Genomic DNA, 14,417 nt, shown 5'->3' on the forward strand with positions numbered 1-14,417 from the left:
AAGACGATGGGAGCGTGAAAGCGCGCGGTTGTAACGGCGGGCGCGGCTTGCCACAAGGCGGGCCATTGCACGGCCGAAGGAACAATCGTGGCAGGATCGCTGATCGTCGGGAACTGGAAGATGAATGGCCTCGGCGACTCCGTGGCCGAAATCGCCGCGATCGCCGGCAGCGGTCGGCCCGACCTGTGGGTGGCGCCGCCGTTCACGCTGATCGATCGCGCGGTGATCGTGGCGGCGGGCGCGGTATCGATCGGCGGCCAGGATTGCCACGCCAAGGTGTCGGGGGCGCATACCGGCTGTGTGTCGGCGGCGATGCTGGCCGATCTCGGTGCCGGCTTCGTCATCGTCGGCCACAGCGAGCGGCGGGCCGACATGCACGAGACCGACGCCGATGTCCGTGCCAAGGCGCTGGCTGGGCAGGCGGCGGGCCTGCAGATCATCGTCTGCGTCGGCGAAACCGAGGCGCAGCGTGATGCCGGAACGGCCGAAGCGGTGGTCGGCGCGCAGCTGGCGGGGTCGCTGCCCGACAGCCTCGACGGCCTCGTTGTCGCCTATGAACCGGTGTGGGCGATCGGCACCGGGCGGACGCCGACGCCCGAGGATGTCGCGGCAATCCATGGCTTTATTCGCGGGCAGCTGCAGGCCCGCTATGGCCTGAACGGGCGCGGGGTGCGGATTCTTTACGGCGGCTCGGTAAAGCCCGAGAATGCGGCGCTGCTGCTGGGGCAGGCCAACGTCGGCGGCGCGCTGGTCGGCGGTGCCAGCCTGACGGCGACGAGTTTCCTGGGGATTGCGGCAGCTGCCTAGCGGCCCTCCCGCTTGCGGGAGGGGAGTAGGTTGCCCTTCGCGGCTGGCATCGCTACATCGCCGCCAACACTGCGTGAAAGTTCCGTCTCTGTGATCACCTTCCTGCTCGTCGTCCACACCCTTATCGCGCTTGCGCTGGTCGGCGTCATCCTGTTGCAGCGGTCGGAAGGTGGCGGCCTCGGCATCGGGGGCGGCACCGGCGGCGGGCTGATGACGGCACGCGGCGCGGCCAATTTGCTGACGCGGTCGACGACGGTGTTGGCGACGCTGTTCATCCTGTCGTCGATCGTCCTCGCCGTCCTCGCCGCCGGGACCAACAAGCCCAAGAGCCTCGATACCAGCCTGGCCACCAGCAGCGCCCCGGCGGTCCCGGTCCAGAACCCCGCGACGCTGCCGGCGGGGCCGCTGCCGGGTCTGCCCGGCGCGCCCGCACCCACGACGGCGCCGGCGACCACGCCCGCACCGACGCCCGCCACCCCCCCGGCCGACACCGGCGTGCCGCTCGCGCGCTGATCGATGGTCGCCCGGCCGTCGCGCGGGCGACAGATTTTCGGCGGCGCGGCAGGCAATCTCGTCGAATGGTATGACTGGTACGCCTATTCGGCGTTCGCGCTGTATTTCGCGCCGGCATTCTTTCCCAAGGGGGACGCTCTCGCCCAGGCGCTGAGCACCGCGGCGGTGTTCGCCGTCGGCTTCCTGATGCGGCCGATCGGTGGCTGGCTGCTTGGCGTCTATGCCGATCGCAAGGGTCGGAAGGCAGCGCTGACGCTTTCGGTGGCGATGATGTGCGCCGGATCGTTGCTGATCGCGCTGGCGCCGACATATGCCCAGGTCGGCATTTTCGCGCCGGTGCTTCTGCTGCTGGCGCGGCTGGTGCAGGGGCTGTCGGTCGGTGGCGAATATGGCGCCTCGGCGACCTTCATGTCCGAAGTCGCCGATGCCCGGAACCGCGGTTTTCTGGCCAGTTTCCAATATGTGACCCTCGTCGGCGGGCAATTGCTGGCGCTCGGCCTGCTGATCGTCATGCAGGCACGATTGACCGAGGCGGAGCTGATGGCCTGGGGGTGGCGGGTGCCGTTCCTGATCGGTGCATTGTGCGCGGTGCTGGTGTTCTGGCTGCGGCGGTCGCTGGTCGAAACCAACGCCTTCAAGGCGGTGACCGCCGAGGAACATCAGGGGCTGATGAAGCGTCTGCTGGCGCATCCGCGGGCGCTGTGGACGGTGCTGGCGTTGACTGCCGGCGGCAGCACCGCATTCTACACCTTTACCACCTACATGCAGAAATACCTCGTGCTGTCGGCCGGCTGGACCAAGCCGGATGCGACCTATGTGTCGGCGATGGCGCTGCTCGGTTACGCGGCGCTGCAGCCGGCGGTCGGCGCCTTGTCGGATCGGATCGGCCGACGGCCGCTGCTGATCGCCTTCGGGATCGGCGGCACGCTGCTGACGGTACCGGCGATGACGGCGATCGGCGGCACCAGCGGCCGGTGGGAGGGCTTTGTCCTCATCATGGCGGCGCTGGCGGTGCTCAGCTGCTACACCGCCATCTCGGGCGTGGTGAAGGCCGAGATGTTCCCCGCCAACATCCGCGCACTGGGTGTCGGCCTGCCTTATGGCGTCGGTGTCGCGGTGTTCGGGGGGTCGGCCGAATATGTCGCGCTGGCGTTCAAGTCGGCGGGGCTTGAAAGCGGCTTTTTCTGGTATGTCGCGACGCTGTGCGCGATCGCGCTGGTCGCGGCGGTGTTGCTGCCCGATACCAAGGCGAATTCGCGGATCGAGGACTGACCGCAGCCCTTATCCACAGCCAATATCGCGCACCCCCTAGCCACTCCGACCAAAACCGGGCTAGGGCTTTCCTCCCATGACCCGGTTTATTTTCATCACCGGCGGCGTGGTCTCTTCGCTTGGCAAGGGCCTGATGGCCGCCTCGCTGGCTGCGCTGCTTCAGGCGCGTGGCTATACGGTCCGCATCCGCAAGTTCGATCCGTATCTCAATGTCGATCCCGGAACGATGTCGCCGTACCAGCACGGCGAAGTCTATGTGACTGACGATGGCGCCGAGACCGATCTCGACCTCGGGCACTATGAACGCTTCACCGGCGTGCCGTCGCGGCAGACCGACAACATCACCTCGGGGCGGGTCTATCGGGACATCATCACCAAGGAACGCCGCGGCGATTTTCTGGGTGCGACGGTTCAGGTCATCCCGCACGTCACCGATGCGATCAAGCATTTCGCCCGCGCCGAAACCGATGGCCTCGATTTCGTGCTGTGCGAGATCGGCGGCACCGTCGGCGACATCGAATCGCTGCCGTTCCTGGAGGCGATACGGCAGTTGAGCGCCGATGTCGGCCGCACCAACGCCGTTTATATCCACTGCACGCTGGTGCCGTACCTGGCCGCCGCGGGTGAACTGAAGACCAAGCCGACCCAGCACAGCGTCGCCGAGCTGCGCGGCATCGGCATCCAGCCGCATGTCCTGGTCTGCCGGTCGGAACACCCGCTGCCCGACAGCGACCGTGCCAAGATCGCGCTGTTCTGCAATGTGCAGAAGGAAGCGGTGATCGCCGCGCTCGACGCGCCGAGCATCTACGACGTGCCGCTGCAATATCATGCCGAAGGTCTCGACGACCAGGTGCTGTTGGCCTTTGGCATCACCGATGCGCCGGCGCCCGATGTGACCCGCTGGTCGCAGATCTCGGCACGGCTGCACAATCCCGAAGGCGAAGTCACCATCGGCGTCGTCGGCAAATATACCGGCATGAAGGATGCGTACAAATCGCTGACCGAGGCGCTCGTCCACGGCGGCATCGCCAACCAGGTCAAGGTCAATATCCGCTGGCTCGACGCCGAGGAGTTCGAGAATGCCGATGTCGCGGCGCGGCTGGAGCCGATGCACGGCATCCTTGTGCCGGGTGGCTTTGGGGAGCGCGGGTCGGAGGGCAAGATCGCCAGCGTGCGCTTTGCCCGCGAGCGCGACGTGCCGTTCTTCGGCATCTGCCTCGGCATGCAGATGGCCTGCATCGAGGCGGCGCGGAACCAGGCCGGCGTGAGCGGCGCCGGGACCACCGAGTTCGGCCCGACCGACGAGCCGGTCGTCGGCATGATCACCGAATGGATGAGCGCCGACGGCCTGCAGGTCCGCGAAGCCGGCGGGAACCTGGGCGGCACCATGCGGCTTGGCGCCTATGACGCGCTGCTGGCCGGCAACAGCGTCGCCGCCAGCATCTATGACGCACGGGCGATCAGCGAGCGGCACCGCCATCGCTATGAGGTCAATGTCCATTACCGTGAACGGCTGGAAGCATCGGGCCTGATTTTTTCGGGGATGTCGCCCGACGGGCTGCTGCCGGAGATCGTCGAGCGGCCGGATCATCCCTGGTTCGTCGGCGTGCAGTTCCATCCCGAGCTCAAGTCCAAGCCGTTCGATCCGCATCCGCTGTTCGCAGGCTTTGTCGCGGCGGCGGTTCGGCAGAGCCGGCTGGTCTAGCACCGTTTCATATGCTGCATCGGACATGGCCTGCACCGGATGCCGGGGCGGGGCGGTCCAGCTATCTTCACTCCGCAAGGGCCCGAAAATTCGCACTGCAGCAAGTGTCGCGACAGATTGACACATACGAGTGTAACGATAGAATGACACTACACGGGGAAAGTCTCTGGGGCAGAGTAGGCTCCAAGACGCTTGATGCTCGTGTGTCGCAGGACGGAGCGTCGCGAGGTTCTCCGTTCCGGTCATGCAGGTGGGTCTAGACACCGGCTGCACGGCTTACGTCGCAAGTGTCTGAAAGGGAATGCCATGGCAGACGATAACGAAAGGGTTTACCCGACCGGGTTGACCGTCAAGGAAGCAACCGAAATCCAGGCCGGACTGATGTGGGGCAGCCGCATCTTCCTGGCGATCGCAGTGTTCGCCCACATCCTGGCGTTCCTGCTGACGCCTTGGCTGAAGTAAGAGGGGTATAGACCATGAATGAAGGCAAAATCTGGTGCTATGTCAGCCCTAACGTCGGCCTGCCGCTGTTCTTCCTGGCGATCGCCGTGGTCGCACTGCTGGTCCACGCGTCGATCCTGACCAACACGACCTGGTTCGCCGGCTATTGGGAAGGGGCTGCAAAGCCCGCCGCTGTGGCCGCCGCTCCGGCGTCGACTCAGGTCGCCGTCAACTGACATTGCTGAAGCCGCCGGAAGTCGACTCCGGCAGCATCGCAACGGAAAGGGCCGGGATCCACGATCCCGGCCCTTTTTGCTGTCCGGCGATGATCGCCGCCGGTTGCCTTATTCCGCCGGCGACGGCACCGCCTCGCGCAGGCCGGGACGCTGCATCGGCATCATCGCCACGATCGTGACCGCCAGCAGCGCGATTTCCAGCGCGTAGACAGCGAGATAGCCCGTCGCCGCCGACGGCCAGGGATAGCGACCCGGCGCGGAGGTGACCGCATCCCGCATGATGCCGCCCAGCGCGGCGCCCACGCCCGCGGCGGTCGCCTGCACGGCGCCCCAGGTGCCGAGCGCCAGGCCGACCTGCTCGCGCGGTGCCGCGTTCATTGTCGCTGTCAGGGTGCCATGGCCGAACAGCCCGGCGCTGAAGCCGATGAGCAGCACGCCCAGCACAAAGCCCGGCACCGATTGCTGGGGCGCCGCGGCGATGACCAGCAGGAACGACGGGATACCCAGCATCGCCCCGATCATGGCCATACGAAATGGGTCGAAGCCGCGGCTGAGCACGCGCGAGGCCCAGGCAAAGCCGATCAAGCCGCCACCGGCAAAGGTCGCCGTCAGCTTGGTCGTGTCGCCGACGCCGAGCCCCAGGACCTGGCCGCCATAGGGTTCGAGGAGGATATCCTCCATGCTGAAGGCGAGCGTGCCGAGGCCGATGGCGAGCAAGCGGCGGATGGCGTTGGCCTGGGTGGCGTAGCGATCCCAGGCCTCGCGAAAACTGATCTGCGGCGGCGGTGCGAACAGCCGCGACGGGCGCCGCGCCTCCTGTTTCCAGACCGCGATGACGTTGAGGACGATGGTGACGACGGCGGAGGTGGAGATCACCTGGATCAGCCGGCCCGGCGTGAAGTTTTCGAGCGCGGCACCGAACGCCAGCGCGCTGACGATCATGCCGAGCAGCAGCATGACGTACATCAACCCGACGACGTTGGGCTGCGACGCTTCCGGCGCCTGGTCGGTGGCGAGCGCCAGCCCGACCGTCTGGGTGATGTGGATTCCGGCACCGACGAGGAGGAACGCCACCGCCGCCGCGAACCGCCCGATCCACACCGGCGCGTCGGCCGATTGCAGCGCGCCGGCGAGCACCAGCAGCGCGAACGGCATCAGGGCGAGCCCGCCGAACTGCACCATCGTGCCGCGAAAGATGAAGGGCACCCGGCGCCAGCCCAGCGCCGAGACATGGGTGTCGGATTTGTGGCCGATCAGCGCGCGGAACGGCGCGAACAGCAGCGGCAGCGCCAGCATGATGCCGACCAGCGAGGCCGGCACATTCAGTTCAACGATCATCACCCGGTTCAGCGTGCCGACCAGCAGCACCAGCGACATGCCGACCGAAACCTGGAGCAGCGACATACGCAGCAGGCGGCCGAGCGGCAGGTCGTCGCTGGCGGCATCGGCAAATGGCAGGAACCTGGTTCCCCAGCGCAGCACCACCGATACCATCTTGTCATTGATGCGACTCATGTCGCCATGCCTGTCGATCCGGTCATTGTCCCCACCGTGACCTGTGTATTTTCGTCGCATGATTTGAACCGGGTCGCCGGCTTTGACAAGGCTGCACAGCGGCTTGTCCTGCAGCGTCGTGTGCCGCCCGGTTGCAGCCCTGCATTGCTGCGGCGCGTCTCGCGTCGTAGCGCTGCAGGATGCGGCGCTATCTGTTTCTCGTTTCGGGTTTTGCCGCGCTGGCGCTGGGCGCCATCGGCGCCGTGCTGCCGATCATGCCGACGGTGCCGCTCGTCATCCTGGCCGCCTATTGCTTTGCACGCAGCAGTCCGCGGCTGGAGGCAAAGCTTGTCGAGCACCCCGTTTTCGGCCCCCATATCGTCCGCTGGCGGGAACGCGGCGCGATCAGCCGGCGCGGCAAGCAGGCGGCGACGATCGGTTTCATCGCCTCGGCGATCAGCGGCTTCATCTTTGCGCCTTGGCCTTACATGCTGATCCCGGCGCTGGCCGGCATCATCGGTGGCGCCTGGATCTGGCGCCGCCCCGAGGCGTGATCAGGCGACGCCGGCGACCGCTTCGCCCGCGACGGTGGTGCGGTGCATGACGCGCAGGTGCCCGTCATAGCCGCCTTCGGCGAAATGCAGCGTGCAGCGATTGTCCCAGATCAGCAGCGTATCGGGTGCCCAGCGGTGGCGGAACAGGAACTGTGGTTCGATAATGCGCTGGAACAGATGACCGAGGATGGCATAACCTTCGTCGCGGGTCATGCCCTCGATGCCGATGGTGTAGACGGGGGAGCAGTAGAGCGCCCGCCGCCCGGTTGCCGGATGGACGCGGACCAGCGGGTGCGCTTGCACCGCCTCGGCGGCCTCGCCGGTGATGATCGTCATGGTGCGGCTGGCGGTCTCGTTGGCATAGACGCCGTCGCGGCCATAGGGCAGCCGCGCCGAATGCAGCGCGGTGAGGCTGTCACATAGCCGCTGGAAGGCGGGGGACAGTGAATCATAGGCGGCGGCGCAATCCGCGAACAGCGTGTCGCCGCCGATGGGCGGGATGACCTTGCCGTGGAGGATCGTCGCTGCTGGCGGCTGCGGCTGGAAGCTCCAGTCGCTGTGCCAGCCGGCGCCGAAATTGGGGGCCGTCTCGTCGGCCTCGCGGCGCAACTCGAGGATGTGCGGGCGGCCGGGCAGGGGCTTGATGAACGGGTCCTCCCCGAAGTCGCCGAACTGCAGGGTCAGCGCCTCCTGCGCGTCCAGCGTCAGCGGCTGGCCCGGGAACGACAGCACGGCATGGGCCGCCCAGGCTGCCCGGATCGCCGCCAGATCCTCGGGCGGCAGCGGCCGTGACAGGTCGACGCCAGTGACGGTGGCGCCAAAGCCCGACGGCTGCGCGCTTACGATCATGCGACCCGCGCCGTTGCCCGCGCGTGCCAGTCGGCGAGCGCCGTCAGTGCTTCGGGTGGCTTGATGTCGATCCAGCCGGCGAAATCGACGATGGTCAGCAGCGCGATGTCGGCAAGCGTGAAGCGCGTGCCGGCGAGCCACGGCCGTTCCTGCAGCTGGCCGTCGAACCAGGCGAAGGCGGTCTGCGCATTGCCGCGCGCTTGTTCTCCCATCGCCGGGATTTGCTGGACGAGCTTGGCGGTGAACGGATGGCCGTGCTGCCAGGCGAGGCTTATCGGCGTGCCGAGGACGTTTTCGGCGCGGCGAATCCACATGTCGGTTTCGGCACGTTCGAGCGCGGTCGTGCCGAGCAGCGGCGGCTCCGGGTGAAGTTCGTCGAGATAGCGGCAGATGCTGATGGTTTCGGCGAGCACCGTGCCGTCGTCCAGTTCGAGGAACGGTACCTGGCCGCGCGGGTTGAGCGCCATCACGGCGTCGGATTTATGCTCGCGCTTGATGAGCGACAGGTCGGTCGCCGGCAGCTCCAGCCCCTTCGCCTGCAGGAACAGCCGCACTCGGCGCGGATTGGGGGCCGGATCGGCCGCGGTCCACAGCATCATCGCCATCATCTCCCCTGTTTTGTCCTGCATAGCGGTGATGCGGCGCGTTGCAATGCGCGGCCGCGCGCCGGTATGAAACATCATGGATCCCGCCGCGCTGTTTGCTCCCCTGACGATCGACCGTTTTCGCGCCGAGTTCCTCGGTCGCAAGCCCTGCCATGTGCCGGCCGACGGCGCCGCGGCGCGACTGCCCTTCGCCTGGTCGCGCCTGTCGGAACTGCTCGCCATCGCGCCGCACTGGACCGAGGGCAACATCACGCTGATCCTCAATCGCAGCCCGATCGGCCCGCAATTCTATATGGACGAGGTGCCGACGTCTGCGGGCCCGGTGCGCCGCGCCAATCCGGCCAAGGTCGAGCATTTCCTCGCCATGGGGGCGACGCTGGTCGCCAACGACGTCGATCGCATCGCGCCGGAACTGCGCACCGTCGTCGAAACGCTGGGGGCCGAGTTCGCGGCGCTCACCAACGCCAACATCTATGCGTCCTTTGCCGGCGTGCAGGGCTTTGCCACCCATTACGACCTGCATGACGTCATCGCGGTGCAATGTGCGGGCGTGAAGCGCTGGAATCTTTATGCCAACCGCGCCGACAACCCGGTGGTGCCGCTGGCCACCGGCGGGCCGGAGGCGCAGGCCGTGATCGACGCGGCCCGCGGCCGGCTGGCGGCGACCATCGCCATGCAGCCCGGCGACCTGCTGTACCTGCCGCGCGGCACCTATCACGATGCGCTGGCGACCGATGGCGCGTCGCTGCATGTCACCTTTGCGCTGGCGCCGCATTCGGGCGAGGGGGTGCTGAAACTGCTGGGCGAGGCGGCGCTGCGCGACAGCCTGCTACGCGCCTATCTGCCCGATGGCCGCACCGATCCGGCAGCGCTCGACGTGCATCTGGCGGACATTGCGGAGGCGCTGGCCGGCATCGTCGGCAGCCCCGGTTTTCGCGACATGGTGATCGATGCCCAGCGTTCGCGGCATGGGCACCCGCACACGGTGCGCCTGCCGAACCCGCCGGCCCTCGCCTCCTATGCCCGCACCGACCGGGCGGCGACGGTGCGCCATCTCGCCGCCGGCGCGGTGCTGGTGACCGCGCGCGGGCAGCTGCCGCTGGGCCTCGCTTTTGCGCCTGCCGAATATGCGCTGTCGCGACCGGCATTTTCCGATATCGAGCTCGGCGCCCGCTACCCGCATGTGCCGGCACCGGAGCGCGCCGCGCTGATCGCCCTGCTCGAACGCGAGGGGCTGGTCCAGCGTTACACGCCGCAGCTGCAATGAGCGTTCGGACGCACGGAGATTTCATGATCGAAACCGCCATCAAGACCGACACCGACACGATCGCGATGATCGAGCGGCTCGACGATCGGCTGCGCTGGCTGTCGGCGTGGATGATCCACAATGCCAATCATCTGCGGCCCAGCCGCGATGGCGTGAAGGTTGGCGGTCACCAGGCCAGCTGTGCGTCGATGTCGACGATCATGGCGAGCCTCTATTTCGCCGGGCTGGGGCCCAATGACCGGGTGGCGGTCAAGCCGCACGCCGGGCCGTTGCTGCATGCCATCCACTATATGCTCGGCAACGAACCGCTGGAAAAGCTGCAGAACTTCCGCGGCTTCAAGGGCGTGCAGAGCTATCCTAGCCGGACCAAGGACGTGATCCCGGTCGATTTTTCCACCGGCAGCGTCGGGCTGGGCGTCGTGGTCACCGCCTTTGCCTCGCTGGTGCAGGATTATCTGATTGCCCATGGCCGGCTGCCCGAGGACGAGGCCGGCCGCATGATCGCGCTGATGGGCGATGCCGAACTCGACGAGGGCAACATCTATGAATGCCTGATCGAAGGCTACAAGCACGACATCCGCAACTGCTGGTGGATCGTCGATTATAACCGCCAGTCGCTCGACCATACTACTGCCGACCGGATGTTCCGGCGCTTCGACGACATCTTCGAAACCTGCGGCTGGCGCGTCATCACGCTGAAGCATGGCCGCCGGCAGAAGGCAGCGTTCGCCGAACCCGGCGGCGCGGCGCTGGAGCAGTGGATCGATAGCTGTCCCAACGTCGATTACGCTGCGCTGACCTATCAGGGCGGCGGCGCCTGGCGGGCGCGGCTGACTGCCGATATCGGGGGGAAGCGCGGCGTGGCGGCGCTGCTGGCGCGGCGGGACGATGACGAACTCGCGCGGCTGATGACCGACCTTGGCGGCCATTGCGTCGCCTCGCTGCTCGGCGCCTATGCCGAGGCGGCGGCGAGTGACCGGCCGGCGCTGATCATCGCCTACACCGTCAAGGGCAAGGGCCTGCCGCTGGCCGGGCACAAGGACAATCACGCCGGCCAGATGAACGCCCCGCAGATGGCGACGCTGCGCGATTCGCTGGGGATTGCTGAGGGGCAGGAATGGGCGCCCTGGGCGGGGCTGGGCGACAACCAGGCGGCGGCATTGCAGGCGTTCGTCGCGGCATCGCCGGCGGCGCGGCTGCCGCGCGACCGTGGCTTCGACGCGGTGCCGGTGCCGGCGATCCCGGCGCCGGAGGGCGAGGAGCAATCGACCCAGGCGGCGTTCGGCCGGGTGCTGCTAGAGATCGCCAAGGCCGGCGGGCCGCTCGCCGATGCGATCGTCACCACGTCACCCGATGTCACCGTGTCCACCAACCTCGGGCCCTGGGTCAACGCGCGGGGGCTATTCCGGCGCAGCGCGCTCGCCGATGTGTTCCGCGCGGCGAAGATCCCGAGCCCGCAGAAATGGAGCGGCGACGCCGCCGGGCAGCATGTCGAACTGGGCATTGCCGAGAATAACCTGTTCCTGATGCTGGCGGCTGCCGGGCTGGCAGCGCCGCTGTTCGGCACGCGGCTGCTGCCGGTCGGCACAGTCTATGATCCGTTCATTGCCCGCGGCCTCGATGCGCTGAATTACGGCTGCTACCAGGATGCGCGGTTCCTGCTGGTGGCGACGCCGAGCGGTGTGACGCTGGCGCCAGAGGGGGGCGCGCATCAGTCGATCAATCCGCCGCTGATCGCCATGGGTCAGCCCGGGCTGACGATGTTCGAGCCGGCCTACGCCGATGAACTCGCCGCGCTGATGCACTGGTCGTTCGGCCATCTGCAGGCGGTAAACGGCGGTAGCGTCTATCTGCGGCTAACGACCCGCAACATCGTCCAGCCGGCGCGCGAGGACAATGGCTGGCGGGCCGGCAGCATTGCGGGCGGCTATTGGCTGAAGCCGCCGGGGTCGGGCGCCGAGGCGGCGATCGTGGCGATGGGCGCGCTGATGCCCGAGGCGCTACAGGCCTGGGAGGAGCTGCATCACGACGTGCCGGGGCTGGGGCTGCTCAGCGTCACGTCGCCGGACCTGCTGCATCGTGGGTGGAGCGCGGCGGGCGCCGGGCGCTGGTCGGGACCCGCGGTGGCATCGCATGTCGAGACGCTGCTCGCGGCGCTGCCGGCGCAGGCGCGGCTCGTGACGCTGCTCGACGGGTCACCGGCGGCGCTGTCGTGGCTGGGCGGGGTGCGCGGGCAGCGGGTGGTGCCGCTGGGGGTCGATCGCTTCGGCCAGACGGGGGACCTGCCAGATCTGTATCGGGAGTATCGGCTGGATGCCGATGCGATCATCGCGGCCATGGCGGACGCGTTGATCGAGCGCTGATCCTAGCCGCGGACCAGCGCCAGCATATGGTCTCGGCCTTTCGCGACCAGAACATCAGCCCGCGCTGCAACCGGCGCGATATGCTCCCGCAGGTTCGGCAGGTTGATCGTCTGCCAGACCATCCGTCCGAAATCGCGCGCGCCGGCCTCGTCCATGTTGCGGAACCGGGCATAGAAGCTGGTCGGATCGTCGGCCGCCGCGTGCCAGAAGGCCATGAAGCGCGCGAGGAACCAGTGTTCGAGATCGGCCTCGGCGGCGTCGAGATAGACGAGCGTGTCGACAGCGCCCGCCACCGGCCCGGCAAAGCCCAGCCCCTCCAGGACCAGCAGGTCGGGCGGTTCGATCGTCCGCGCCAGCGCCGGATCGACGTCGTAGATGATGTGCGAATAGCCCGGCACGGTCACCGGCCCGCGCCGGATCGCCGCCGGCAGCGCCATCAGCGCCGCGGCGTCATAGCTTTCGGGACAGCCCTTTTTCAGCGTCAGCCCGCGCGCATCGAGCACCGCATTGGGCAGCAGCCAGCCGTCGGTCGACACCACTTCGACGCGGTGCGTCGGCGCCAGCGCATCGGCAATCTGGTTTGCCAACGTCGACTTGCCCGCGGCGACCGAACCGGTCAGCCCGACGACATGGACATCACCCGGCCGCGCGGCGGCGGCAAGGCGGCCGGCAAGGTCGGCAGCGGTGATCGGCTGGGCCATTGTGCCACGCTATGGCAGCCAGGGCCTTGCGGCAACGCCCCCGGCTGCGCCATGCTCCCGCGATGCTGATCGAACGCCCCGTGCCCGTCGATGCCGGCGCCGCCATTGCCAGGCTGCGCGACCGCTTTGGTGATCGGGTGCAGACCGGCGCGGCCATCCGCGATGCCCATGGCCGCGGGGAGGGGCTGCACGACATCATGCCACCCGCCGCGGTCGTGCTGGCGCAGTCGACCGCCGAGGTCAGCGCTGTCGTCGCGATCTGCAATGACACCCGGGTGCCGGTGATCCCGTTCGGCGTTGGCAGCTCGCTCGAGGGCCAGATCCAGGCGCTGCATGGTGGCATCAGCCTCGACCTTTCGGCGATGGACCGGGTGTTGTCGACCAGCGCCGCCGACCTTGATTGCCGCGTCGAAGCCGGGGTGACGCGCGAGGCGCTCAACGCCCATCTAAAATCCGAAGGGTTGTTCTTCCCGCTGGATCCCGGCGCCAATGCGACGCTGGGCGGCATGGCGGCGACGCGCGCCAGCGGCACCAACGCGGTACGCTACGGCACGATGCGCGAGGTCACCCTGGGCCTCACCGTCGTCACCCCGGACGGCAGCATCATCCGCACCGGCGGCCGGGCGCGCAAGTCGTCCGCCGGCTATGACCTGACGCGGCTCTATGTCGGCAGCGAGGGCACGCTCGGCGTCATCACCGAATTGCAGCTGCGGCTGTTCGGCATTCCCGAAACCATCGCCGCCGCGGTCTGCCAGTTCGACAGCTTGGGCGGTGCCATCGATGCGGTCGTCGCGATCCTGCAGCTCGGCATCCCGCTCGCCCGCATCGAACTGCTCGACGCACTGCAGATGCGGGCGTGTATCGGTTATTCGAAGCTTGAAGGGTTGGCCGCGGTGCCGACGCTGTTCCTCGAATTTCACGGTGCGCCGGCCGGCGTCGACGAACAGGTCGTGCAGGTCGGCGACGTGGCCGCGACGCACGGCGGCGGTGCGCTGCGCTGGGCGCGGGCCCAGGAGGAGCGCACGGCCTTATCGACCGCACGGCACAACGCCTATTGGGCGGCGCGCAGCCTGCGGCCGGGTTGCGAAACCTTTGCCACCGATGCCTGCGTGCCGATTTCGCGCCTTGCCGAGTGCATCCTCGAAACCACGGCGGAGGCGGAGGCGCTCGGCCTGGTCGCGCCGGTCGTCGGCCATGTCGGCGACGGCAATTTCCACATGCTGGTGCTGTTCGATCCTGCCGATGCTGACGAGCGCGCCCGCGCCGAGAGGCTGGCCGACGGCATTGCCCGCCGGTCGCTGGCGATGGGCGGCACGATCAGCGGCGAACACGGCGTCGGCCTGCACAAAATGGGCGTGATGGCGGCCGAGCATGGCGATGCGCTGGCGGTGATGCGGTCATTGAAGGCCGCGCTCGACCCGCGCGGGATCATGAACCCGGGCAAGATGCTGCCCGGCTAGGGTCTCCCTTTTTCGCGTCGGATACCAGCGGCACTTGCGTTCCGGCGGCACCCCGCCTAGGCCAGCGGCAGTTCGGGGAGTGGCGCAGCCTGGTAGCGCATCTGGTTTGGGACCAGAGGGTCGCAGGTTCGAATCCTGTCTCCCCGACCA

Annotated in this window: 14 protein-coding genes and 1 tRNA gene; 11 read left to right on the forward strand and 4 right to left on the reverse strand. The window is 67.9% G+C overall.

Translation table 11 applies throughout. The annotated features are described in order from the left end of the window. The first annotated feature begins 87 nt into the window (after window positions 1-87). The 6 genes from tpiA to ACP7AI_RS01990 all read left to right on the forward strand — a co-directional run bounded on the left by tpiA (window position 88) and on the right by ACP7AI_RS01990 (window position 4,974). Window positions 88-807, forward strand: coding sequence for a triose-phosphate isomerase (gene tpiA, locus ACP7AI_RS01965; RefSeq protein ID WP_426163493.1), 720 nt, complete (start codon window positions 88-90; stop codon window positions 805-807). Between the two features lie 90 nt (window positions 808-897). Next, window positions 898-1,320, forward strand: coding sequence for a preprotein translocase subunit SecG (gene secG, locus ACP7AI_RS01970; protein ID WP_426163495.1), 423 nt, complete (start codon window positions 898-900; stop codon window positions 1,318-1,320). Between the two features lie 3 nt (window positions 1,321-1,323). Further along, window positions 1,324-2,592 carry an MFS transporter gene (locus ACP7AI_RS01975; protein WP_426163497.1) on the forward strand — a complete coding sequence of 423 codons (1,269 nt, stop codon included), beginning with the start codon at window positions 1,324-1,326 and terminating at the stop codon, window positions 2,590-2,592. 76 nt (window positions 2,593-2,668) lie between these two features. After that, the gene (locus ACP7AI_RS01980) at window positions 2,669-4,297 is read left to right on the forward strand and encodes a CTP synthase (RefSeq protein WP_426163499.1); all 1,629 of its coding nucleotides are present in this window, start codon (window positions 2,669-2,671) and stop codon (window positions 4,295-4,297) included. A 306-nt stretch (window positions 4,298-4,603) separates the two neighbouring features. Further along, the gene (locus tag ACP7AI_RS01985) at window positions 4,604-4,759 is read left to right on the forward strand and encodes a light-harvesting protein (protein ID WP_426163501.1); all 156 of its coding nucleotides are present in this window, start codon (window positions 4,604-4,606) and stop codon (window positions 4,757-4,759) included. A gap of 14 nt (window positions 4,760-4,773) precedes the next feature. After that, on the forward strand, window positions 4,774-4,974 hold the full coding sequence (locus ACP7AI_RS01990) for a light-harvesting protein (protein WP_426163503.1): 201 nt from the start codon (window positions 4,774-4,776) through the stop codon (window positions 4,972-4,974). Between the two features lie 108 nt (window positions 4,975-5,082). Here the strand turns inward: ACP7AI_RS01990 and ACP7AI_RS01995 are convergent, their stop codons facing one another. Next, the gene (locus ACP7AI_RS01995) at window positions 5,083-6,489 is read right to left on the reverse strand and encodes a PucC family protein (protein ID WP_426163505.1); all 1,407 of its coding nucleotides are present in this window, start codon (window positions 6,487-6,489) and stop codon (window positions 5,083-5,085) included. Window positions 6,490-6,668: 179 nt separating this feature from the next. On the opposite strand from ACP7AI_RS01995, the gene ACP7AI_RS02000 reads away from it, so the two are divergent. After that, window positions 6,669-7,022, forward strand: a complete 354-nt coding sequence (locus ACP7AI_RS02000; protein ID WP_426163507.1) for a YbaN family protein — start codon at window positions 6,669-6,671, stop codon at window positions 7,020-7,022. On the opposite strand, the gene ACP7AI_RS02005 is transcribed toward ACP7AI_RS02000, so the two are convergent. Further along, window positions 7,023-7,871 (reverse strand): TauD/TfdA dioxygenase family protein, encoded by an 849-nt coding sequence (locus ACP7AI_RS02005; RefSeq protein ID WP_426163509.1) that lies wholly within the window; start codon window positions 7,869-7,871, stop codon window positions 7,023-7,025. Further along, window positions 7,868-8,554 (reverse strand): glutathione S-transferase family protein, encoded by a 687-nt coding sequence (locus ACP7AI_RS02010; RefSeq protein WP_426163511.1) that lies wholly within the window; start codon window positions 8,552-8,554, stop codon window positions 7,868-7,870. Before ACP7AI_RS02010 ends, ACP7AI_RS02005 begins: the two co-directional genes overlap by 4 nt. Here ACP7AI_RS02010 and ACP7AI_RS02015 point away from each other — a divergent pair. After that, window positions 8,553-9,743 (forward strand): JmjC domain-containing protein, encoded by a 1,191-nt coding sequence (locus ACP7AI_RS02015; RefSeq protein ID WP_426163513.1) that lies wholly within the window; start codon window positions 8,553-8,555, stop codon window positions 9,741-9,743. The genes ACP7AI_RS02010 and ACP7AI_RS02015 overlap by 2 nt on opposite strands. Window positions 9,744-9,766: 23 nt before the next feature. Further along, on the forward strand, window positions 9,767-12,106 hold the full coding sequence (locus ACP7AI_RS02020; RefSeq protein ID WP_426163515.1) for a transketolase: 2,340 nt from the start codon (window positions 9,767-9,769) through the stop codon (window positions 12,104-12,106). A 2-nt stretch (window positions 12,107-12,108) separates the two neighbouring features. On the opposite strand, the gene ACP7AI_RS02025 is transcribed toward ACP7AI_RS02020, so the two are convergent. Beyond that, window positions 12,109-12,807, reverse strand: coding sequence for a type I pantothenate kinase (locus ACP7AI_RS02025; protein WP_426163517.1), 699 nt, complete (start codon window positions 12,805-12,807; stop codon window positions 12,109-12,111). A 62-nt stretch (window positions 12,808-12,869) separates the two neighbouring features. Here ACP7AI_RS02025 and ACP7AI_RS02030 point away from each other — a divergent pair, with 62 nt between their 5' ends. Together ACP7AI_RS02030 and ACP7AI_RS02035 are read left to right on the forward strand one after the other, a co-directional pair. Continuing rightward, window positions 12,870-14,267 carry an FAD-binding oxidoreductase gene (locus tag ACP7AI_RS02030; RefSeq protein WP_426163519.1) on the forward strand — a complete coding sequence of 466 codons (1,398 nt, stop codon included), beginning with the start codon at window positions 12,870-12,872 and terminating at the stop codon, window positions 14,265-14,267. A gap of 73 nt (window positions 14,268-14,340) precedes the next feature. After that, window positions 14,341-14,417 (forward strand) — tRNA-Pro (locus ACP7AI_RS02035).

The organism is Sandarakinorhabdus sp. DWP1-3-1, from assembly GCF_049896705.1.
GTDB lineage: Bacteria > Pseudomonadota > Alphaproteobacteria > Sphingomonadales > Sphingomonadaceae > Sandarakinorhabdus.

Coding starts and splice junctions, on each gene's coding strand:
- ACP7AI_RS02030 (WP_426163519.1), top strand. CDS start 12,870: ATGCTGATCGAACGCCCCGTGCCCGTCGATGCCGGCGCCGCCATTGCC.
- ACP7AI_RS02010 (WP_426163511.1), bottom strand. CDS start 8,554: ATGATGTTTCATACCGGCGCGCGGCCGCGCATTGCAACGCGCCGCATC.
- ACP7AI_RS02000 (WP_426163507.1), top strand. CDS start 6,669: ATGCGGCGCTATCTGTTTCTCGTTTCGGGTTTTGCCGCGCTGGCGCTG.
- ACP7AI_RS01995 (WP_426163505.1), bottom strand. CDS start 6,489: ATGAGTCGCATCAATGACAAGATGGTATCGGTGGTGCTGCGCTGGGGA.
- ACP7AI_RS01980 (WP_426163499.1), top strand. CDS start 2,669: ATGACCCGGTTTATTTTCATCACCGGCGGCGTGGTCTCTTCGCTTGGC.
- ACP7AI_RS02025 (WP_426163517.1), bottom strand. CDS start 12,807: ATGGCCCAGCCGATCACCGCTGCCGACCTTGCCGGCCGCCTTGCCGCC.
- ACP7AI_RS01975 (WP_426163497.1), top strand. CDS start 1,324: ATGGTCGCCCGGCCGTCGCGCGGGCGACAGATTTTCGGCGGCGCGGCA.
- ACP7AI_RS02015 (WP_426163513.1), top strand. CDS start 8,553: ATGGATCCCGCCGCGCTGTTTGCTCCCCTGACGATCGACCGTTTTCGC.
- ACP7AI_RS02005 (WP_426163509.1), bottom strand. CDS start 7,871: ATGATCGTAAGCGCGCAGCCGTCGGGCTTTGGCGCCACCGTCACTGGC.
- ACP7AI_RS01985 (WP_426163501.1), top strand. CDS start 4,604: ATGGCAGACGATAACGAAAGGGTTTACCCGACCGGGTTGACCGTCAAG.
- ACP7AI_RS02020 (WP_426163515.1), top strand. CDS start 9,767: ATGATCGAAACCGCCATCAAGACCGACACCGACACGATCGCGATGATC.
- ACP7AI_RS01990 (WP_426163503.1), top strand. CDS start 4,774: ATGAATGAAGGCAAAATCTGGTGCTATGTCAGCCCTAACGTCGGCCTG.